At 47.5% G+C, this 23070-nt stretch carries 20 protein-coding genes; 1 reads left to right on the forward strand and 19 read right to left on the reverse strand.

The genetic code is table 11. The annotated features are described in order from the left end of the window. Positions 1-51: 51 nt before the first annotated feature. The 8 genes from MKY66_RS20005 to MKY66_RS20040 form a co-directional block, all read right to left on the reverse strand. Positions 52-1287 carry an OFA family MFS transporter gene (locus MKY66_RS20005; protein ID WP_036675050.1) on the reverse strand — a complete coding sequence of 412 codons (1236 nt, stop codon included), beginning with the start codon at positions 1285-1287 and terminating at the stop codon, positions 52-54. 180 nt (positions 1288-1467) lie between these two features. After that, positions 1468-2268, reverse strand: a complete 801-nt coding sequence (locus MKY66_RS20010; RefSeq protein WP_076211362.1) for a LytTR family DNA-binding domain-containing protein — start codon at positions 2266-2268, stop codon at positions 1468-1470. A 10-nt stretch (positions 2269-2278) separates the two neighbouring features. Further along, the gene (locus tag MKY66_RS20015; protein ID WP_036614944.1) at positions 2279-3931 is read right to left on the reverse strand and encodes a sensor histidine kinase; all 1653 of its coding nucleotides are present in this window, start codon (positions 3929-3931) and stop codon (positions 2279-2281) included. Between the two features lie 940 nt (positions 3932-4871). Then, complete coding sequence (locus MKY66_RS20020; RefSeq protein ID WP_036614589.1) at positions 4872-5159, reverse strand: stage VI sporulation protein F; 288 nt, start codon at positions 5157-5159, stop codon at positions 4872-4874. 115 nt (positions 5160-5274) lie between these two features. Beyond that, positions 5275-7320 carry an ATP-dependent DNA helicase RecG gene (gene recG / locus MKY66_RS20025; protein WP_076211366.1) on the reverse strand — a complete coding sequence of 682 codons (2046 nt, stop codon included), beginning with the start codon at positions 7318-7320 and terminating at the stop codon, positions 5275-5277. 10 nt (positions 7321-7330) lie between these two features. After that, positions 7331-8194 (reverse strand): DegV family protein, encoded by an 864-nt coding sequence (locus MKY66_RS20030; RefSeq protein WP_076211367.1) that lies wholly within the window; start codon positions 8192-8194, stop codon positions 7331-7333. Positions 8195-8222: 28 nt separating this feature from the next. Then, the gene (locus tag MKY66_RS20035) at positions 8223-10034 is read right to left on the reverse strand and encodes a DAK2 domain-containing protein (protein WP_076211369.1); all 1812 of its coding nucleotides are present in this window, start codon (positions 10032-10034) and stop codon (positions 8223-8225) included. A gap of 62 nt (positions 10035-10096) precedes the next feature. Beyond that, positions 10097-10270 carry a hypothetical protein gene (locus tag MKY66_RS20040; protein ID WP_155985128.1) on the reverse strand — a complete coding sequence of 58 codons (174 nt, stop codon included), beginning with the start codon at positions 10268-10270 and terminating at the stop codon, positions 10097-10099. 401 nt (positions 10271-10671) lie between these two features. Between MKY66_RS20040 and rpmB the strand changes: the two genes are divergently transcribed. Beyond that, positions 10672-10860 carry a 50S ribosomal protein L28 gene (gene rpmB / locus MKY66_RS20045; RefSeq protein ID WP_017687459.1) on the forward strand — a complete coding sequence of 63 codons (189 nt, stop codon included), beginning with the start codon at positions 10672-10674 and terminating at the stop codon, positions 10858-10860. 194 nt (positions 10861-11054) lie between these two features. Here the strand turns inward: rpmB and spoVM are convergent, their stop codons facing one another. The 11 genes from spoVM to priA all read right to left on the reverse strand — a co-directional run bounded on the left by spoVM (position 11055) and on the right by priA (position 23068). Continuing rightward, entirely contained in the window at positions 11055-11135 is an 81-nt protein-coding gene (gene spoVM, locus MKY66_RS20050; RefSeq protein ID WP_019424875.1) for a stage V sporulation protein SpoVM, read from the reverse strand. A 167-nt stretch (positions 11136-11302) separates the two neighbouring features. Beyond that, positions 11303-11554 (reverse strand): hypothetical protein, encoded by a 252-nt coding sequence (locus tag MKY66_RS20055; protein WP_076211372.1) that lies wholly within the window; start codon positions 11552-11554, stop codon positions 11303-11305. 3 nt (positions 11555-11557) lie between these two features. Beyond that, positions 11558-12217: a ribulose-phosphate 3-epimerase gene (gene rpe, locus MKY66_RS20060; protein WP_017687456.1), complete on the reverse strand. Its 660-nt coding sequence runs from the start codon at positions 12215-12217 to the stop codon at positions 11558-11560. 1 nt (position 12218) lies between these two features. Continuing rightward, positions 12219-13127 (reverse strand): ribosome small subunit-dependent GTPase A, encoded by a 909-nt coding sequence (rsgA, locus tag MKY66_RS20065; protein ID WP_017687455.1) that lies wholly within the window; start codon positions 13125-13127, stop codon positions 12219-12221. A 61-nt stretch (positions 13128-13188) separates the two neighbouring features. Continuing rightward, complete coding sequence (gene pknB / locus MKY66_RS20070) at positions 13189-15399, reverse strand: Stk1 family PASTA domain-containing Ser/Thr kinase (protein WP_076211374.1); 2211 nt, start codon at positions 15397-15399, stop codon at positions 13189-13191. Then, on the reverse strand, positions 15396-16172 hold the full coding sequence (locus tag MKY66_RS20075) for a Stp1/IreP family PP2C-type Ser/Thr phosphatase (RefSeq protein ID WP_076211376.1): 777 nt from the start codon (positions 16170-16172) through the stop codon (positions 15396-15398). The genes pknB and MKY66_RS20075 overlap by 4 nt, the downstream gene beginning before the upstream one ends. 7 nt (positions 16173-16179) lie before the next feature. Then, positions 16180-17220 carry a 23S rRNA (adenine(2503)-C(2))-methyltransferase RlmN gene (gene rlmN / locus MKY66_RS20080; RefSeq protein ID WP_017687452.1) on the reverse strand — a complete coding sequence of 347 codons (1041 nt, stop codon included), beginning with the start codon at positions 17218-17220 and terminating at the stop codon, positions 16180-16182. Positions 17221-17473: 253 nt separating this feature from the next. Beyond that, a complete protein-coding gene (gene rsmB / locus MKY66_RS20085) occupies positions 17474-18952 on the reverse strand; it encodes a 16S rRNA (cytosine(967)-C(5))-methyltransferase RsmB (protein WP_076211378.1) in 1479 nt (492 codons plus the stop codon). Continuing rightward, entirely contained in the window at positions 18949-19902 is a 954-nt protein-coding gene (fmt, locus tag MKY66_RS20090) for a methionyl-tRNA formyltransferase (protein ID WP_076211380.1), read from the reverse strand. Before fmt ends, rsmB begins: the two co-directional genes overlap by 4 nt. Positions 19903-19914: 12 nt before the next feature. After that, complete coding sequence (gene def / locus MKY66_RS20095) at positions 19915-20403, reverse strand: peptide deformylase (RefSeq protein WP_017687449.1); 489 nt, start codon at positions 20401-20403, stop codon at positions 19915-19917. Positions 20404-20518: 115 nt separating this feature from the next. Continuing rightward, on the reverse strand, positions 20519-23068 hold the full coding sequence (gene priA / locus MKY66_RS20100) for a primosomal protein N' (protein ID WP_076211382.1): 2550 nt from the start codon (positions 23066-23068) through the stop codon (positions 20519-20521). Positions 23069-23070 lie beyond the last annotated feature (2 nt).

Consider the following 23070-nt stretch of genomic DNA (forward strand, 5'->3'; position numbering starts at 1 on the left):
GCTTTTTAAGATGAAGAAATATTCTCTGTTCCGTACTTCCCGTGCATGTTGTTAGCTTGCCCGTGATGAAGGGTTAAGATTCATCTGTTTTTCACGTTGACGTGCACGACGACCTTCACCTGGAGGGGTGATGATCAGTGCGAGCAACAGCGAGACAGCACAGAGTACAGCAATCACGATGAATGTTAGATGGAATCCGCCCAGCAGGGCGCTGATGAATGATCCTGCCAAGGCACCAAATCCAAATCCCTGATAGATCACACCATAGTTTTTGCTCTGATTTTTCAGTCCGAAGTAATCGGCCACAATCGCCGGGAATACCGTAATGTTACCACCGAAGCAGAATGCAACGGCCGCCACACAGGCGAAGAAAATCCCGAAGGTCAGTGGAACCAGACTGAGTGTCATGACAGCTACGGCAGTAACCAGCAGCGCACCAGCGATGACCTTCATTCGTCCTACTTTATCCGACAGCGCACCAAGAATAATACGTCCTGCCGTGTTAAAGATTGCAACCATGGCCACTGCATTCGCAGCGGTAGCTACATCAAGACCTGCAAGCTGTACACCGATATCTTTGACAATACCGATCAGATACAAACCGCTCATACACGCCGTGAAGAAAATAACAAACAGCATGTACGCTTCTTTTGTACGCAGCATCTCTTTCACCGTGTAATCATGACGTGCCACGACTTGTTTGGATCCTTCCTTGCTTGCCGGAGCCTGTTCACGAACAACCGCTTCACGGATCAGGAATGATCCCGCAACGACCAGAACCAGAACGATAATACCCCAGTACATAAATGCCTGAGCAGGACCAACGGCACCAATCAATGCCGTGTTCACATATTTAAACAATAAACTACCAGTACCAAAGGCTCCGACCGAGATCCCCGAGATCAGACCTTTACGCTCCGGGAACCATTTGATCAGATTAGACAGCGACGTAATGTACGCCGTACCATCTGCAAAACCAACGACAAATCCAGCCAAAATGTACAGCAGTGTTAACGAGGTGACTTGAGAACTCAGAATAAGACCCAGCCCAAGCACAACCCCGGCTACACGGATCAGGCGCTGAAGACCCCAACGTTCCTGCAACCGGCCTGCAAACAATGTGGCAAATGCCAAAGCAAAACTGGTAATTGAAAAAGTTATCGCGACCGAGCTGACGTCCCATCCGAAACGATCAGACAACGGTTGATTAAATAAACTCCAAGTATAGATGGTTCCAAGACCCATTTGTACAATGATGGTCCCCAAAACAATAAGCCAGCGATTCATTTTGGTAGGTGCAGATGTTGATTCAGGTGTTGATGAAACGGATGAAATTGTTGCTTTCATCGTGATCTCCCCTTTGCCGATGTCATATACATGAATGCGTTCACAAGCTAATCATACATGAAAGGGGATTCATCACACCGTTTTGAGCATGAGTTGCATCAGATGCGGAATGAAATGCTTCTAGATGCGCATGAGTTGCCTGAATTCTTTGACCTTCCCACGACTCACGGGCACTTCAGCTTCCAAATCGCGTAGACGGAGCAGATAAGTATTGTTGAACCAAGGTACAATTTCACGGATTTGCGACAGATTTACGACGTACGAACGGTGGCAGCGAAAGAAGGTGTCCTGTGGCAGTCGGCTGTGGAAATCCGATATACTCACTGGCATGGTGAACTCACCATTTTTGGTATATACCTTTGTCACTTTCTCTTGTGCTTCCGCATAGTAGATGTCTGCCGTATCCGTAACAATAATATTATCATTCCGCAGCAGATTAATTCTTCTGTCCGTATGGGAATTCGTATCTCGTTCTCGTAACAGATCTCCCTGTGCAGCAGATCCGTCCACCATAGGAGCTGGTCCATCCTCAACATGTTGCTCCACCGGCGTATGATCACGCTTGAAAGCCATCTCCAGCTTATGGAGCATTGCAGCAATTCGTTTCTCGTCATACGGCTTCAGAATATAATCAAACGCCTCCAACTCAAAGGCTTCCGCTGCATGTTCCTTATACGCCGTCGTAAATACAATGTAGGGTTTCGTTGCAAACTTTCCAATATGATGGGCCAGCATCATACCGTCCAGCGAGGGAATATTGATATCGAGAAAAATAACATCTACTTCTTGTTCCTGCAAAAACTTCAGTACATCCAGCCCATCTTCAAGGCGATCCACCACTTCAATCTGACTATGTTCCTGGATTAAATAATTCAATTCCTCACTTGCCAGAATCTCGTCTTCCACAATAAGAGCTCTCATTGATCCATCATCACCTTGTTACGACATCTCCTTTGGGCACATCAAATAAAATATCGGTTCCTTGTTCCAGCCTAGTAATGGTTACACCTTGTCCGTAAATAAGTTTGACCCGGCGATGCACATTATATAGCCCGATCTGGTTACCAGGCATACGGTCATGGTAGACACGTTCAATAATATCTGCACTGATGCCTGCTCCTGTATCACTGACACTGATTCGTACAAACTCCGGATAATCCTGTACCCGAATTCGAACAGTCCCGGGTCCTTTCACCTTGAGAATGCCATGAATAATTGCATTTTCGACGAGCGGCTGGATAACAAGACTCGGAATATGCACCGCGACCTCATCAATGTCATAAATCACGTTAAGCCGACTACCAAAGCGAGCTTTCTCAATCTCTACATAATTACGGACCTGCTCCAGTTCCTTATGAATATCAATTAACTCATCCGACAGCTCCAGATTGTAGCGCATATACCCGGATAGGTTCACAATCAGCTCCCGCGCACGATCTGGTTTGGTTCGGATGGACGATGCAATCGCATTTAGCGCATTAAATAGAAAATGAGGATGAATGGTCGTCTGTAAGGCACGGAGCTCTGCTTTGTTCGCAGCAGCCTTGATCTCTTCTACCCGTGATACCTCCATCTGAGTGGAAATGATCTGCGACAGACCTACAGCCATCGTTTGCAAAGGATACGTAATTTTATACGCTTTGCGATAATAAATTTTGAGCGCACCTGTAATGTCTCCTCGTTCTTTGAGCGGAATGATTAACAGCGAGTGGATATCGGGTGTTTTTTCATCAATCACATCATTACTAATCGTAATCTCACCGCTGGATATCGTTTTCTTGGTCATCTCACTTATAATTTCATTACCGATATGATATCGTTCCTCGCCAAATCCTACATAAGCCAGTACATTCCGGGTATCCGTAATTGCAACCGCATCGGCCTGAATATCCTCCTGGATAATCCGGCAGATTTTGCGCAGAGAATCCTCATCAATCGAACGGAAATACGGCAATGTTTTATTTGCAATCTCAAGCGCCAGCTTCGCCTGACGAGCTGCAATCATTTCCTTTTCCCCTTCAACACTCTGCACCAAGAGCACAATCAGCCCAATGTTGACTTCACCCAGAATCATAGGCAGCGCAATCTTCGAAACAATGTCGGCACCCAGTGGATCGGGATAGGAAAATAACAGGATTAATAACATCGTCAGCGCTTCACAGATCATTCCAGCACCAATACCGATGATCCATCGCTTGGGCTTGGGCGTGTACTTATGTATATATCCAGAGACCAGACCTGCCAGGATACTTGTAATTAGACACGGTATAGCTGTGACTCCATCCATATCAATCAAATACCGATGCACCCCGGAGACAATCCCCGTAATAATACCCACAGGCGCTCCGAACAAAATACCACCCGATAACACGGCGATGATCCGTACATTCACCAGTGAACCTTCAACATTAATGCCCGTATATGTCCCGAAAATGGCAAAAGCACAGAATAACAAGGTAACCGCAATAGACTCCTGCCACCTTAATTTCCCCTTTTGCAGAATTTGCCTAAACCTTGGCACCCTCGACAGAAAGAATAAAAATATAATCAACAGCGCCGCCCGTTCAAATAAACCCAGCAGCATCGTAAACATCTCCAATCTTACTTCCTCCACATCTATCTGAAAATAACATGCATACCGACACAGCCACGCCTTTTTGAAAGAACATCCAGGACATTAAACCATAAGGCTCTTATACTCGTATGCAACAGTTTACCGCTCCCCCCAGAGGAAAGCAAAGTCCATCTTGTGAAAATGCATCAACAAGACTGCACCAAGCACACAATAGTTCATCCCTTAACTTCTATGAAAATCTGCGATTCCAGAAAAACCTATGTTATAATCAGTTGTCATGTTATTCCAATTATTAATGAAATTAATCACAGAAAGGTGTTCGTGCATGCTTGCCATTCTACTCCTGGGTTTACTTCTGCTTTTTAGCCTAATATGGCTTACCCTATATGCTGTCTCCAGACGATCCAATAACCCTCATCGCTCAACAAGACTTGTCCTGCAAATTATTTTATTTATTTCGATCCTGACTTTAATTGTACAGGACTATATCCTAAAAGAAGATCCTTATAACAGCACTATAATTGTAGTTCTAATCATAACCTTAATATTCATCAGCTCTTTCCAAGATAAAAGTAAAAGTGCAGCGGATGAAAATACATAAACACCATTTAAAGCCCCACTAAAACGATCTTCATCCCTGCTGCTCTTCACTACAAAAAAAGGGGGTGTTCCATCATGTCATCTGCATGACTTAATGGAACACCCCTCTTTTCATTACCACACCAACTTGGATGTAATTTGGTCTTTCTAAAGTACTTTCGTTTACACAACAACGGAGAGGACAGAAATAACCTAAAGAAGCGAAGCGTGCGCCTTTAGCCCCGGATTTTACCCTTTAGAAAAGGGAATCAAAAAAATCCGGGGATAACAGCGATCGGAAGGTTATTCTGTCATCGTAGTGCCCCATGTAAACCACGCTCTTTACCTCACCCAACATGACATCGAATCCCTACCTAAACATCCCCCACAGCTTAATCAAATGAAACGTATTGTTCGGATCAATCTTCTGCGCGAGCACAAAAGCAACAAACTGCTCCTCCTGCGCCGGAGAGAAATTCTCATTCATAATGACAGCGGAAGACTTGACCAACCTTCTGACCTTGGCCTTATCTTGCAAATCAGACTTGGTTACGCCATCAATCAACTTTTTGATACGCTCTTTGACAGCGGGATTTTTCATCTTTAATTTGATCCGCTCCACCAGCTGCGGACTAATTCCATATTGTTGATAACCCAAAACGTATAGCACCTCCCATAAGAATGAACTCACTTCTTATTCATATGTCGGGAGGGCTTGTACACTTGTCTTTTTTTACAAAGGTAATACGAAAAACCCGTTATTATGGCAAGCTCTAGTCAATCAGATCACCCTTGAATACTTGCTGTTGCTGTAGGAAATCACGCAGAGGTGCATAGTCCATAGAGGTCCAGAAGGTCGCATCCTCAATTAAGTGGGTCACGTCATCTCTGGCCTGTTCGAGCACAGCAAAATCGGCAACCATATCGGCGAGACGGAACTCGGGTAATCCGCTCTGTTTGGTACCAAAGAAATCACCCGGACCCCGGAGATCCAGGTCACGCCGGGATACCTCGAATCCATCCTCCGTTTCCGTCATGACCTTCATACGTTCTTGTCCAACCTCGGTCTTGGGATCAGCAATGAGTACACAATAGGACGCATGGGCCCCACGACCAACACGACCACGAAGCTGATGCAGCTGGGATAGACCGAAACGATCCGCATCCATAATGACCATTAACGTTGCATTCGGCACATCGACCCCAACCTCCACAACGGTAGTCGAGACGAGCAGCTGAATATCATTGCTGTAGAAGTCACGCATCATCTCTTCTTTCTCCGCAGCCGTCATCCGGCCATGCAACAGACCTACACGATATTTCGGAAAGTTCTGCTGCATCTGCACATGCAGATCTATGGCATTCTGCACATCCAGCTTCTCCGACTCTTCAATGAGTGGACAGATCAGATAGGCCTGACGGCCCTGATCCACTTCTCTGGAGATAAACCCGAGCACCCGCTCCATCATATCGTGTTTGACCCAATACGTAGAGATTGGAATCCGTCCTTTCGGACGCTCTGAGATCGTGGATACCTCAATATCCCCAAAAGCCGTAATCGCAAGTGTCCGTGGAATTGGCGTAGCCGTCATCGTCAACACATCTGGATTATATCCTTTGCGTCGTAAAACGCTGCGCTGATTCACACCGAAGCGATGCTGCTCGTCCGTCACCACAAGACCCAGATCACGGAAGAAAACATCTTCCTGAATCAGGGCGTGTGTACCCACCACGATATCAATCATGCCCATTTGCAACGAGGCAATCAGATCTTTACGTTTACGCCCATTTACACTGCCCGTTAACAGCCCTACGGTTACCCCAAACGGTTCAAACAGCTTTTGCAGTGACCGCATATGCTGCTCCGCCAGAATCTCTGTAGGCACCATCAGAGCCCCTTGGAACCCAGATCGAACAGTCGTGTATAGCGCAATTGCCGCAATAACCGTTTTACCCGATCCCACATCACCCTGCAATAACCGATTCATTGCATAGGGCGAACGCATATCATGCAGAATTTCAAGCTCCACCTTTTTCTGAGCATCTGTTAATTCAAAAGGTAAACTGCGAACAAACTCACGAATCGTCGTATTGTCCGTGGTATGCACTACACCATCCATGCGATTCCGGTTGAGCGCGCGATACGCCTGCATTTTCAACTGGAACAGAAACAGCTCTTCATACACCATCCGCTGTCTGGCCTGTTGACCTTCCCGGTTGTCCTGTGGACGATGGATTCCAGCAATCGCCTGTTTACGAGGCATCAAGCTGTATTTCTTCAACAAGGACTGAGGCAGAATCTCGGGAATCATATCTCCGAATTGGATTAATCCCTGATTGATCGTTTTCCGCATCCATTGTTGCGTCAGTTTGCCGGTTACCGAGTATACAGGTTGCAATGTACCTGAACGCCCATCGCCTTTATCGGGGAACTCCGAGTCAGTGACCGTCATCTGCATACGTTTTTGTTCCCATTTTCCCGTAATCACAATCTCCCGATTGGGCGTAAGCTGCTCTTTGAGGAAATGGCGATTGAACCAGGTGGCTGTAATCATCCACTCTTCCGTCATGATCTTACAGGTCAGACGGGACTTTTTACCGTATCGTTGTAATACAGGAATACCCATCACCTGTCCCTGGACCGTAATCTTGTCCCCATCCTTCACTTCACTAAGGGAACGCAGACGATAATCCTCGTAACGGAACGGATAGTACTCAAGCAAGTCTTTAACAGTAGAGATGCCAAAGGCGTGAAGCTCTCCCTCTTTGAGAGCACTCACGCCGTTAATTTGCTTAACTGATATTTCTTCCAATTTCATGTCTAATCCCTCATTCCGGAACAGGCCACATAAAGATCGCAATGACACCAGGTCCAACATGACTGCCTATTACGGCTCCAATATTGGTATAGATCACTTCATTCAGTGTAAAATGACCCCGCAGCTGCTCTGCACAAGCGATCGCTGATCCCGGGTCAGCGGTATGACCTACCGCCAGGTTAACCCGTTTGCCTGCAAGATCCTTCTGGAACAGCTCAATAATGCGTGCCATTGCTTTTTTATGACCTCTGACTTTCTCAACTGCGTAGATAACGCCTTCTTCATCAATAGACAGGATCGGCTTAATGTTAAGCAACGTTCCCAAGATGGCTGAAGCTTTGCCAATCCGACCGCCTTTTTGCAGATACTCAAGGGTATCCACGAGAAAGAACAATTTGCGAGATTGTTGCATCCCTTCAATGGCAGTAGTGATTTCGACTGCTGACTTGCCCTGTTCGGCAAGTTCAGCAGCCTGTACTACCATTAGACCGTATCCATACGATGCTGACTTCGAATCCAGCACGGTGATGTCACCCTCACGCTCCAGCAAAGACTTGCCAAGCATGGCCGATTGGTAGGTACCACTCATGCCGGATGACAGGTGGATCGATACAATCGGGCGTTCCGGGTTCTCATCAAGCAATGCTTGGTACACATTCATGAAGTCAGTTGGAGATGGTTGTGAAGTTGTAGGCAACACAGATACCTTCTTCAACTTTTCGTAGAACTGTTCAGAAGTCAGATCAATACCATCTGCATATGTTTCTTCCCCGAACAGTACACGCAGCGGAACAATATGAATCCCGTATTGGCGAATGAGTTCTTCGGGAATATCTGCCGTACTGTCTGTTACTATCGCAACCTTGTGGCTCATGACTCTCCTCCTCTTCGCTAGAGTGTTATTAGGACTCTACGGAGAACAAATAATAATATACAGGCTGTCCTCCAAGATGTACCTCTACCTCAGCATCAGGATACTGTACTTCAAGCCATGCAGCGAGGGCAGCAGTAACCTCAGGGTCAGCTTCGTCCCCTTCAAGGATCGTCACCACTTCATCTCCACTCTCCATCATCTGTTTGAGCAGACCTTCACATGCTTGAAGCATGGTTTCATCCGTCGCTACAATTTTGGAGTTATGAATACCGATATAGTGCCCCGCCTTGATATCCAATTCATCATATTGCGTATCACGAACCGCATGAGTCACTTGACCGGATTGCACCCGGCTAATGGCCTCAAGCATTTGGTCACGGTTTGTTTCCGCAGACTCATCTTCCTGGAAAGCAAAAGCAGCAGCCATTCCCTGTGGAATGGTCTTGCTTGGAATAACCGTAATTCGGCGCTCATCTTCAAGCAGTTCACGTGCCTGCTCTGCAGCCAGTACAATGTTAGAATTGTTCGGGAGTATAAATACCCGCTCCGCAGCAATGGAACGAACGGCTTTCACAAAATCCTCAGTACTTGGATTCATCGTCTGTCCACCGGACAGAACAACATCGACGCCAAGACTTTGGAAAATCTCTGCAATACCGTCACCGGAGGATACCGCAATAAAACCGTACGGTGCCATCTCATCTGCAGGAAGCACAGCCTCTTCCATACTGCGTGCTGCCTCAGGTGGAATCTCTGCAAACAATTCAGGTGATGGAGCACTGTCCATGCCTGCTGTCAGCAGATCCCGGTGCTGTTCACGCATATTGAGAATATGAATCTGTGTAATCTCACCATATTGTAGCGCCAGGTTTAATACATCGCCCGGTGTCTTGGAATGGACATGAACTTTGATGACTTCATCATCGGCAATGATAATGATCGAATCCCCATTAACTGACAACGCTTTCCGGAAGGCTTCGTCATCAAATGCCACTCCTGCGTTCTCTCCAAGCTCACGATTAATGAAGAATTCCATGTCATACAGGAATTCAATATCTTCCGTTTCCAATCTCGCCTGAGCGGACAATGGCATCTCCGGTGCAATCACCTGCTGCTGTGCAGGCTTCTTGATATCCACTTCTGTCGGTGCAGCCGGTTTCAAAGCAGATGCTGCCACGGATGGGGTTACTTCTTTGTTCAGTGAAGTACGACTCCCTCCGTCACTTTGCAGCAATACTTCCATAAAGCCCTCGTAGATATATACAAGCCCCTGACCACCTGAATCCACAACACCAACCTGTTTCAGTACAGGCAGTAATTCCGGAGTCATTGCCAGTGCTTCTTTTGCTTTTAACAAAACTTCATTCATTAATTCAGTAATATCATTCGTCCGTCTTGCGTAGTAGTTGGCATGTTTCGCCGCTTCCTTGGCTACGGTAAGAATGGTCCCTTCAACGGGCTTTACGACTGCTTTGTAAGCTGCGTCAACACCGTTCTGCAGGGCTGCTGCAAATTGGAGCGTATTCAGTTCCTCATAGGGAGCAGCTGAACGACTAAAACCACGGAACAATTGCGACAGAATAACTCCTGAATTCCCCCGTGCGCCCATAAGCAGGCCTTTCGATAGAATACCGGCAGCTTCGCCGATGGAGGCAGAACTTTTTCTTTTAATCTCTGCGACTCCTGCACTCATTGTCAAATTCATGTTCGTTCCCGTGTCACCATCCGGCACAGGGAAAACATTCAGGGAATTGACGTGCTCTGCATGCTGTCCAAGTTGTTCCGCTCCGGCAAGTACCATTGCGGTGAAATCTGTTCCATTTAAAGAACGTATACTCAAGTGAGAATTCCCCTTCCTAGCTTGATACACGAACACCTTGCACCAAGATGTGTCTGGTCTGTTCATGCGCTAACGCGGACTGCGTTATTCTTCGTCCATACCTTGTCCGGCACAGGCATACAATACAACATGTCAGCCGGATTAACGGTCTGGGCGGCCGGGCTACCAATATCCTGCACTCTCTGCACCCCTAACTTCGGGGCATACGGATATGCACCGGTATCAAGAGCCGGCATGAATGCCGCATGGAGACTGGTGCCAATGATGGAATGCCGCAGCTCACAGCGTTGCCAAAAAGCAGACCACCGACCTCTAAGTACGGTTTATTCTCCGACTTCCTCGCGGCAACAGCCTGTTCACCACTGTATTATGGACTACTCAACATTGTACTATATTAGACAAGAGAAATAAATAAAGTTTTTGGATCAGTTGACGAAGCTTTTTTAATTATGATATTATATTCAAGTATTGTTTTATGCAGGTTAAGTAATGGAAATGATCCGGTTTATGCCGGCTTAAACAACGCCATTAGCTACTGAAACCTGATCTTTATGATCAGGAAGAACAATTTAGCCCTTATGGAATGACTTTTCGTTTCTGAAGGCAACTGGTTATTTTAGGATAGGAGGTGTAATCTATGTCTCGCAAATGTTATGTGACAGGTAAGAAACCGGGCACCGGTAACCACGTATCCCACGCTAACAACCGTAACCGTCGTACTTGGGGCGTAAACGTTCAGAAGGTCCGCATTCTCGTTGACGGCAAACCAAAACGTGTATACGTAAGCACCCGTGCACTGAAAGCCGGTAAAGTGACTCGCGTATAATCACGCAAAGCTACTATAAATCGGGTAAGCAAAAAGCACCTTGTTCCTTGCAGGTGCTTTTTTGGTATTCAAAAAAGGGATTCTTGAATACGCTCATTAACATGTGAATGGCCGCCGCATGGCGCTTCGCAGGTACGAATTCCAGATAAGCCTGAGCCAAAGCGGCGGTATTCCCTGTTACCTTATCAATCGGATCAGTTCTTTTGAAACGTATTAAGTATCGCCTTTACAAACCCTCCCAAAAACTTCGGCAGTTTGAATGTGTAAAATTTCATAATTCACCCTCCCCATCATGCTCATGCGTCCGCCGTATCCTATGCTTCAGGCCTTCTTTACCTCAAACACGACAAAAAAGGCTACATGAGAAACCTGCTCATGTAACCATATTTATGCGGAACCTTCGATCCCTATTCCACAATGACAAGCCCGAAGATCAGTTCATTTACGTTTGGGAAGGAATATATTGATAGACAGCGATCATGAAAACACTCAGTACATAATACAGTATGCTGAATATGACAAAAGTAACCCGATGTCCGGTACGATCAAATTTGCGGAAATACATAATAACAACGCCTACCCCGATTAATGACGTAATAGCATTAAACGGGGATTGAATAACCGCAAACAAAGCAAGCACAAGTCCCGTCACGAGACTCGCAGCCATCGTCCACAGTGTCTCCTTGAGGGTCATAGATCAGCCTCCGTAGCTACGGCGAATTTCAGTAATCGCTGCAGCGCGATCCTCGCGTCCAAATACGGCACTCCCGGCAACGAGCACATCTGCTCCAGCTTCCACTACAAGTGGAGCTGTATCGGCTGCTATCCCGCCATCTACTTCGATATGTACATCATGGCGTCCCTTTTCGTTCAACCAGGTACGAATCTGCTTGATTTTGTTCATGGTACCCGAGATAAATGCCTGTCCGCCAAAGCCAGGATTGACCGTCATAACAAGAACCATGTCCACATCATCCAGAACTTCGAGAATGGCAGACGCTGGCGTTCCAGGATTAAGGGCAACTCCTGCCTTCACTCCTTGCTCCTTAATGAGATGAATAACGCGGTGCAAATGCACACAAGCCTCAGCATGAACAGTGATTACCGCAGCACCCGCTTTGGCAAATTCCTCAACATAACGCTCCGGATTCTCAATCATCAAATGCACATCGAGCGGCAAGCTTGTATGTGGAGCAATTGCCTTCACAATAGCAGGTCCAAGTGTAATATTAGGGACGAAATGACCGTCCATAACGTCAACATGAATCCAGTCTCCTCCTGCAGCTTGGGCTTCTGCAACTTCCGCACCAAGGCGGGCAAAATCAGCTGATAATATCGATGGGGCAATTTTAATCATGTTAATACCTCCGCTTCTTATCTTTCATTTCGGTCAGGAACAGGACATAGTGCTGATATCGGCTTTCGGAGATCAGACCTTCCTCCTTGGCCGCAAGCACACGACAGCCTGGTTCATGTGTATGGGTACAACCTCGGAATTTGCACTGATCTGCAAACTGGGCGAATTCCCGGAAACAAGTGGAGAGTTCCTCCACACCGATCTCCAGAAAGTCCAGTTGGCTGAATCCTGGTGTATCCGCAACAAATCCACCATTATCCAACGGAATAAGCTCCACGTGCCTGGTGGTGTGTTTCCCTCGTCCCAGACGCATGCTGATCGCATTTGTCTCCAGCGTCAGGCCCGGCATCAATGCGTTTAACATGGACGACTTGCCTACACCGGATTGTCCAGAGAATACGCTGATCTTACCAGCCAGACGGTCTCTGAGCAATTCACTGCCTTCACCGGTACGTGAACTTGTGGAGATCACTTCATAACCCACCTGTTCATACAATGCTTTCACTTCAGCAACAGTGTCTTTGGCTGGATCAGCCAAATCCAGTTTGGTCAACACAATGAGTGCATCCAGCCCCGCCTGCTCGATGTGAACAAGGAACTTGTCCAACAGGTTCAGGTTCATATCCGGTTCCTTCACAGAGAACACAAGAACAGCCAAACTTACATTGGCTACAGGAGGACGGATGAGCTCTGTCTCACGCTTCCGGATTTCATCTACCGTTCCTTCTCCGTTCTCTGTCAACATGTAGCTGACGCGGTCACCTACAAGCGGTGACGTTCCCCGTTTTCTGAAGATACCTCTGGCTCGACATTGAACGGCGGAACCTTCAACCGAAGGAACCCCGTTGTCTTCCACTGGCATGACATAATAGTAACCGCTTAGCGCTTTAACGATGATACCTTCTGGCATAGCTCCGTCGCCCTCCTTTAGATGGTGGTACATTTACTCCAGACGCCAGCATAAGCCGCCCTTATGGACGGCTTGATGCGTTAATGACTTCCTTTTTCTTCTCTTTTTCCTTGCCGTGCCCCTTACCATTATTCATGGCAGAAGTGTCCTCATCTACGCTCTCACCCTCACCGTCTGCCGGTGTGGACTCAGGTTCACCTTCCTGATTGGAATCAACACTTCCCTCATCAACGCTACCTTCACCTGGATCAGGCTCATTTTCTGGCGGCGTCTCAGTGCTTTGTTCCGGGTCAATGGAAGGTACGTTTACTGTTCCGTTTTTGGCTTCACTGTAGGAGACAAGATACGTATCCAGGAACTGTCCATCACGATAGACGGACACAGCCCCATTTTCATTTGGAGCGAGTACAAGTGGAATGGTCAACATTTGGGTTGAATTAACAGTGCGAGTTCCCCATTCCTGATTTTTGCCACGTGCATCTTCATATGTGATACGGATTTTACTGTTTTTGCCCTCTTCTTTGGGTGATACATTGATATCAAAAGGATATTGCAGCGCTTCAGGTGGATACCCTGTGCTGATAAAGATCGTAATCTTATCGCCAGGACTCACCTCTGTGCCCGCTTCCACAGGCCATTGCTGCGTCACTTTGCCCTTTTCTATCGTATAGCTTGGTTCTTCCTGCACCTGAGCAAGTTCCAGTCCAGCAGATTTAAGCTTTTCTTCAGCTTCACTGCGGGTAAGATTTTTCAGATCAGGCATTTTGACCGTTTCAGTGCCTTTACTTACGGTTAACTCAATCTGAACTGTCACAGGATCGAATTCCTCATTCACACCCGGCGTCTGGGAAATAACAGAACCTGAAGCCACATCATTGGAGAAGTCATCTTTCCGCTGAATCTGATCTTCCTTAATGCCAAGCGCAGTCAACTTCTTGACAGCCTCATCATAAGGGTCTTGTTTGACATCAATCATTTTCACCAGTTCTTTTTCTGCCCCAACACTGATCTGGACCTCGGAACCTTCTTTGACAACATCGCCTTCTTTTCTGCTCTGTTCATAGACGATACCGGGTTCGACACCTTCCTGGTACAGACGGATGACCTCATCACTGACGACGAGTCCTTTCTCCTCAAGCATTTCCCGAGCTTTTTCTTCTGTCTGGGTGATCACGTTAGGCACGGTTACTTCAGGTACAACCAGCATACCCTTGACATACCATACAACTCCCACCATGGCGATTAGAATAAGAACGGTTAATGAGATGAGTAGTGCTGGCTTCTTCCAGCTCTTGGATTTGGCCTTACCCTTGCCAGTTTCTTCGTCAGACTCCATCACTGGCACCGCACCCGTCGATGTAACTCCACGCGGTTCAGGCTTGATCGCTGGCATTACGCGAGTCTGGTCTATATCATCCTCATCCGGAAAATCAATCTTCGTTTCATTACGTCTCTCCGGCATCAGGCAAGTTTCCAGATCGGTCTGCATTTCTTTGGCCGACTGATAACGTTCCTGCGGATTTTTACGCATGGATTTTAAGATGACATTTTCCACACTTTGCGGAATCAATGGATTGAATTTGCGTGGTTCATCGAACTCTTCCTGCAAATGCTTCAATGCCACACTGATTGGACTTTCACCCAGAAACGGAAGTTGCCCGGTAAGCATTTGGTAAAGTACGATCCCAAGAGAATATAAGTCCGATTTTTCACCAGTAACGATGCCTTTGGCATGCTCTGGTGAGAAGTAATGTACAGAACCAACTACGGAACCGGTCTGCGTAATCGTTGTAGATGTAACCGCACGGGCAATCCCGAAATCCGTTACTTTCACACGGCCATTCCGGCCAATTAATATATTGTGGGGTTTGATATCCCGATGAATGATTTGATTATGATGTGCATGATCAAGAGCATCTGCAATCTGGGAAGCGATTCGCACCGATTCGTCCACCTGCAGAGGGGCGCGTTCTTTAATAATTTCATTCAGGTTTTTGCCTTCCACATACTCCATTACAATATAATGAACGTCATCTTCCTGCCCCACGTCATAAATGCTGACTACATTCGGATGAGACAGCGATGCTGCCGACTGTGCTTCCCTGCGGAAACGGCGAATAAACTCTTCGTCATGCACAAACTGTTGTCTAAGAACTTTGATCGCTACATTCCGGTTCAACAGAAGATCCTGGGCTTTGTACACAAGAGCCATGCCGCCACCACCGACACGCTCAATCACTTCATAGCGTCCGCCTAGCTGGTGCCCAATCATGACTCACACCCCGTTTCCGTATCCACGGAACCTTCCCTCTGCAACTCGAACAAAGCAACCGTGATGTTGTCGTCTCCCCCAGCAAGTAAAGCCAACTGAAGCAGTCGGTCTGCACGATCTTCCAATGCCAGTTCCAGATTGCCGGCAACCTGAATAATCTGCTCATTGCTGACCAGGTTACTGAGACCATCACTGCACAGGAGAAGGACTTCGCCTTCCTCCAGCTTGACGGTATCCAGATCTACCTTCACCTCGGCATCTGTTCCAAGTGCACGAGTCAGTACGTTGCGACGCGGATGATGGGACACATCTTCTTTGCTAATCTGACCATTTTTGAACAATTCATTCACCAGTGTATGGTCCTCGGTTAGCTGGATCACAGCTTTGTTCGCAATTTTGTAGGCTCTGCTATCACCGATGTGTCCAATAACACCTTCCGCATCGTTCAATAATGCCGCAACCACCGTTGTTCCCATGTTGTGATACTTGTCATCTGTTGATGCCGTGCGGAAGATAACTTCGTTGGCATGCAAAATAGCATCGCTGAGAGCCGCAGACAGAGACGCATGTGACAGACCTGGTTCCAGTGTTCCCAGATCTTTCACCAACGTCTCTACTGCCAAGCGGCTTGCCGTATCCCCTGCAAGATGTCCACCCATGCCATCGGCAACAATACCCAGAATATATCCTGTATCGAGATTACGAATCCAGGCTGAATCTTCATTCACCGAACGCACTCGTCCGATATGGCTCACATGAACTGTTTTGATCAAAACGTTCTCACCTCAACTCCATATGCTTTGCACGAAGCTGACCGCAAGCGGCAGCAATATCATGTCCCTGTTCACGACGAATGGTTACATTAACACCCTGTTCCGAGAGAATCTTCTGAAAATTGAAAATGTCGCTTCTCGATGTTCTTACGTATTTGCGTTCAGGTACATGGTTAACCGGAATCAGATTCACGTGACACAACATGTTCTTAAGCACACTTGCCAGTTCTGCTGCATGCTCTGGCTGGTCGTTTACCCCACCAATAAGTGCATACTCGAACGTAATTCTCCGACCTGTTTTGGCCAGATAATAACGAAGGGACTCCATCACGTCTTCAAAAGGAAAACGACGGTTAACCGGCATCAATTTCGAACGCAGTGCATCATTAGGTGCATGGATCGAAATGGCGAGGTTAATCTGTGTATCTTCATCTGCAAACTTGTAGATGTTCGGAACGATTCCGCTCGTGGATACCGTGATGTGACGCTGACCGATGTTCAGCCCTTTTTCATGAATCATAATGCGCAGGAAAGTCATCGTAGCTTCATAGTTTTCGAAAGGTTCACCCGAACCCATGATCACGATGCTGCTGACACGCTCGTTGCGTTCATCCAGAATTTTCTGAGCCTGCACAACCTGTGCAACAATCTCCCCAGCCGTAAGGTTACGCTTGAGACCACCCAATGTGGATGCACAGAACGTACAACCAATACGACAACCAACCTGTGTGGTTACACAGATGCTGTTCCCGTAGTTATGCTTCATGATTACTGTCTCAATGGCATGATCATCATGAAGACCAAAGAGGAATTTAACAGTTCCATCTTTGGATTCAAACTTGGTAATTTCCTTAAGCGTTACGAATTCAAATTGCTCTGTCAGCTTTTCACGCAATGGCTTGGACAGATTGGTCATTTCACTGAAATCATTCACGCGTTTTACATAAATCCAGTCAAAGATTTGGCCACCGCGAAACGCCGGCTCCCCATTCTCCACAGCCCATTGCTGCAGTTGTTCCAGAGAATAATCATATATAAAAGGTTTCATTTTGTTGTCAACACCTATTCCTTCTTTTCTTTTCGTTGGCTTCCTTCTTTTCGTTCCATTCGTCCTATTCTATCACAAAGACCACGTTACATCCATGTATACCCTTGATATCTGTACTTCATGCATTATAACACCTCAATGCCACCATCGCACCCTGTCATCACTTTTCTCTGACAATTATATCGAAGTCCCATCACAAAGAAATCCGCCGAAGTTCCCCTCGGCGGTCATGCTTCCGTGCTCTATTAAACTGTTATTCCGCTGTTTTTGTCAACCGTGCGATGAAAAATCCGTCGCTGTGAGCGTATTGTGGCAAAATCTGAATGCCACCGTTCACAACCTTCAAGTTTGCTGTCTCCGATTCGGACCAGACAGATGCTCCTGCTGGACTATATTCCGGATGTCGACTCAAGAAGTCTGCAACCATATCCTCATTCTCAGCAGGCTCAATGGTACACGTGCTATACACCAGAATACCACCTGGTTTTAACAACGGCGCAACCTGATCAAGCAATTCACGTTGCAAGCCTGCGATATCTTCGATATCTTTTACGGTTTTGGTCCATTTCACGTCTGGTTTGCGGCGAATAACACCCAGACCTGAACATGGTGCATCCAGCAAAATGCGGTCAAACGACGCTTCCGGATACCGCTCGTTCAGATCTAGCGCATCTCCAGTTACAGCATCGATGCAACTCAGACCGAGACGCTCCGCCTGATCCAGGATCAGCTGGCGCTTGTGAGGATGTACATCATTCGCGACAATACGACCGCGATCCTGCATTTTCTCCGCCATGTGAGCTGTTTTACCACCTGGAGCTGCGCAGCAATCTAATACAAGTTGGTCTACTTCTGGTGCAACTGCTTCAGCGACAAGCATGGAACTTTCGTCCTGTACAGAGAACAACCCGTCCCGATACCAGGACGTTAGAGCCATATTTCCGCCACTACGTACAAGAATACCATCGGAACTCAGGCGAGAAGCTTCAACGACTGCACCTGTGCTGGTCATCTCATGCATCAGTTTCTCCCGTGTGGTCATTGTGGTGTTGACCCGGACACTCACCGCTGGCGGCTCATTATTCGCACGACATATCACTTCTGCCGTCTCCTCGCCGTACTGGGCAATCCAGCGTTCAACCATCCATAACGGGTGGGAATGCTCCAGTGAAATACGTTCGGCAACAGGCAGATGTTCTGGAATACGAAGTTCATCCCGATTACGGATCATATTGCGAAGTACACCATTCACCATGCCCGAGATTCCCTGATGGCCCAGTTTCTTCGCCAGATTAACCGCTTCGCTCACCACGGCATGCTCCGGAATACGATCCAGATATATCATCTGATATACGCTGATTCGCAGCAGGCTACGAACCCATGGTTGCAGTTTGGATACTCCTTTGGCGACGTAACGTTCCAGAAAATAATCAAGTGTATTCAATCTGGCGATTGTTCCATACACCAATTCGGTAGCTAGTCCAGCATCTGCGGGGCTTAAATCCGCCTCTTTCAGACGGCGGTTCAACTCCAGATTACTGTATGCTCCATCTTGCTCAACAGCACTCAGAACCTTGACTGCCAATGCACGAGCAGATGTTTTGGGTTTCTGGGAGCGAGATGCACCACCCGATTTACCCGAATTCGGACGACGGTTTCCTTCACGCCCGGATGAATTTCCAGTAGGTTTCTGGCCTTTTCCTGACGAACGACCTGGTATGTTACCGCTCATCGCAGCACCGTTCCAGGTTTCAGTGTACCACCGCGAGCAAAGTCAGCGGCCTGCATCACTTTTTTGCCTGCTGGCTGCACTTCAGTCAACCAGAGAGACCCATTGCCTGTGCGGACTTCAATCCCTGCCTTGTTCAATTGCAGCACCGTTCCCGGTTCTGCTTGTCCAGCATCCGAAGAAGTTTCCAGGTCCACCTGATTGGGGTTAGCCGCAGCCCAGACTTTGAAGACCTGATCATCCCACATCGTAAATGCACCGGAGAACGGCACAAGACCACGAATCTGATTGAACAGTTCGCGTGAAGTACGACTCCAGTCCATTTTCTCGTCATCCCGAGTCAGATTGCGAGCATACGAAGCCTCGGCATCATCTTGAGGGACCGCCGTTGTCTCGCCTGCAATCAATCGTGGCATTTCTGCCTGAAGCAGTTTGGAACCAGCCTCACTTAATTTATCAAACATCGATCCTGATGTATCTTCATCCGTAATTGGCAGTTCCACACGAGAGATCATATCTCCGGTATCCAGGCCTTCAGCCATATACATCAATGTGACTCCTGTCACGGATTCCCCATTAATAATGGAACGTTGGATCGGGGCTCCTCCGCGATATTTCGGCAAAAGAGAGCCGTGCACGTTCACACAACCGCGAACTGGCATATCCAGCACAGCTTTGGGCAGAATCTGTCCAAAGGCCGCGGTCACGATCAGATCCGGCTTCCATTCAGCCAAGCGGGCTACGGCTTCCGGATCACGCAATTTAACAGGTTGAAACACCGGCAGACCGTGGCGTTCTGCCGCGGCTTTAACCGGTGTTGGCGTAAGTACTTTTTTGCGTCCCTGTGGTTTATCAGGCTGAGTCACCACACCCACCACATTGTATCCCTCTGCCATCAGCATATCGAGAGAAGGAACTGCAAATTCAGGTGTTCCCATAAAAACAATATTCAAATCGATCACTCCTTAATTACGACGCGGTCCCGTTTGATCGGCTGCAATTTCGTACACTTTCTCGGCGACATCCGTAAAGAGTACGCCATCCAGATGATCAATCTCATGCTGGAATGCACGGGACAGCAAGCCACTACCCGTAATAATCAGCTCTTTGCCTTCACGATCCAGACCTTTAACCGTAACGGTCTCGAAACGGCGAACGTCACCATTAATTCCAGGGATACTCAGACAACCTTCCGGTCCAAATTGTTCTCCCTCACTTGCAATGATCTCCGGGTTAATCATCTTGATCAGCCCTTGCTCATCACCTGCGTCGATAACAATCAGACGTTTCAGAATACCAACCTGTGGCGCAGCAAGACCTACACCTTCTGCATCGTACATGGTATCAGCCATATCATCCAGCAATTTTTGTACATTTGGTGTAATTTTGGTTACTTCTTTGGCTCTCTTGTGGAGCACCTCATCTGGTTCTTGCACGATAATGCGAATAGACATGTTGTAAGCACCTTCCTAATCCTCATCATAATTTCAGGACGATATCTGTATTTTGGGGTATTCAATTTAATCTATGTTTATACCGCTTGTTTACATCCGCATTGCTGCAAAATGCTTACATTAACATTTGCGGGTCTACATCCAGACTAATGAGCAATTTTTGCGCCTGAACATCATCGTCCATGCGCCGGGCCGTAGCCAGAGCAAGTCCTATGGCGTCTACATCCCCCCGCCATTTTATCATACATTGGAATCTGTATCTATTCTTGATCCGAGGAATCGGAGACGCTACCGGCCCCAGCACATCAAAGGCATCATTGCTGAATCGATCCAGACTGCCGAGCCATCCGGCCGCATTAGCCTTCTCTTTCAGTATTCGCGTGTAGTTCTCGGCAAGACGAATCAGTACCGGAAGTTGCTCATGCGAAAAGGTCACCAGAATCAGGCGACAGTAAGGCGGATATTGCAAATTGCGACGGTGCAGCAATTCCTCACGTACAAAAGACACATAGTCATGCTGACTCGCATGGCCAATGGAGTAGTGTTCCGGCGTATAGGACTGAACAAACACCTCACCAGGCAATTGGTGCCGACCCGCTCGGCCAGCTACCTGTGTTAATAACTGAAACGTTTTTTCCGCAGCACGGAAATCAGGTAAATTCAACGCTGAGTCCGCTGTTATCACGCCAACCAGGGTCACATCCGGGAAATCAAGTCCCTTCGCAACCATCTGGGTGCCCAGCAATACATCCGCCTTTTTCTCACGAAACTGTTTCAGCAGCTTCTCGTGAGCCCCTTTTTCCGTTGTTGTATCCACATCCATCCGTATAACCCGAATACCTGGAAAGAGCTTTGCAAGTTCTTCCTCGACCCGTTGTGTACCTGTACCAAAGTATCGAATATGCTCACTTCCACAATCCGGACACACTTCAGGAGCCGCTTCCGCATATCCGCAGTAATGACAACGGAGATTATTCGAGCGCTGATGATACGTTAATGAAATATCACATTCGGGACAACCTGCCACATATCCACAACTTCGGCACATAACAAAGGTCGAATATCCACGGCGATTCAGCAGAAGCACCGTCTGTTCACCACGTTCCAAGCGCTCCTCCAACCCTTTGTGCAAAGCCCTGCTGAACATGGAGCGGTTGCCATCCTTCAACTCTTCACGCATATCAACGATCCGCACTTCAGGCAGCTTGTTACCCAGTGCCCGCGTTGGCATCTCCAGCAAGAGTGGTGCAAAATCATCATTACTTTGCGAGCGTGCTGCATAATAACTTTCCAGCGAAGGTGTCGCTGAACCCAGAACAACCACCGCCTGGTGCTGCTGTGCTCTTTTTACCGCTACATCACGAGCATGATATTTCGGAGTTTCCTCCTGTTTGTAGGAAGTCTCGTGTTCTTCATCCATAATGATCAACCCAAGCCGACTGAATGGAGCAAATACAGCTGAACGTGCCCCAATTGCAACCTTTACCTGACCCTCACGAATCTTGCGCCATTCATCATAACGTTCACCGCCAGACAGACGACTGTGCATAACAGCAACTTGGTCCCCAAATCGCCCTTTAAAACGTTCTACCATCTGTGGTGTGAGTGCAATCTCGGGCACCAGTACGATAGCCTGCCGATCCTGTTCGATGCACTGTTGAATGGTTTGAAGATAGACTTCCGTCTTGCCACTTCCCGTAACACCATGTAGCAAAAACACCCCGTGGCGTTGTTCCTGCAATCGGCCATTGATATTGTCGTAGACAAGTTTTTGCTCATCGGTCAGAACCAGCGGTTCAGTCGCTTTGAACGTCCTGCCCTGATAAGGGTCACGAAAGACCTCAACGTCCTCGGTTGCGATTAATCCCTTTTCCTCAAGCCCTTTAATCGTCGCGGCCGATACCTGTAGTGTAGATAACACTTCTTTCATCGGCATGGGTAGCAGTTCTTTCATTTCCAGCAAAAAAGCCAGAATCTCCTTCTGCCGCTGTGCTTTCGCCGGGAATGAAGCAAGTGCTTCCTGAGCAGCAGCAATATCTACAGCCAGATCAACGGATTTCATCGTTTTTTTATTTAACTTGTCCTTGATGGCCTGACTTTCCAGCAGCACGCCACCAAGCAATAATTTCTTAATTAGTGCAGCATGATTGGGATATTTTCTACTCAGTTGTTGCAGCGGTACCTGACCCCGACTTTTGACAAAACGGATGATATCCTGCTGTACTTTCTCGGTCGTAGACTCTTCTCCCCAAACAAATAACACCTCATCATCCGGTTGTGCACCCGCCATCTGTCCATCAAGTGCATCTCCCAGCGAGATGTATCGCTCTGCTTTCCCTTTCAATGCCGTCGGCACCATGACCTGCAATGACAAAATCCGGTTACTGGCGTAACGTCCACTCATCCATTCGGCCAACTCAACCAAATCCTTTGACAACGGGGGAACAATGTCCAGCAACTCCTGAATCTGCTTAAGCTTGAATGATTCCTCTCCGGTACGCGGCACAAGATCAATCACGAATCCCTGCACCGTCCGATGACCAAAAGGTACACCCACCCGGCTGCCAATCTCGATCCATTCCCTCATCGATTCAGGTACCAGGTAATCAAACGGCCGGTCTGTTTCCTTCACGGGAACATCGACTATGACCTTGGCAATCTCCATAT

The sequence above is a fragment of the Paenibacillus sp. FSL R5-0766 genome, assembly GCF_037971845.1.
Classification (GTDB): domain Bacteria; phylum Bacillota; class Bacilli; order Paenibacillales; family Paenibacillaceae; genus Paenibacillus.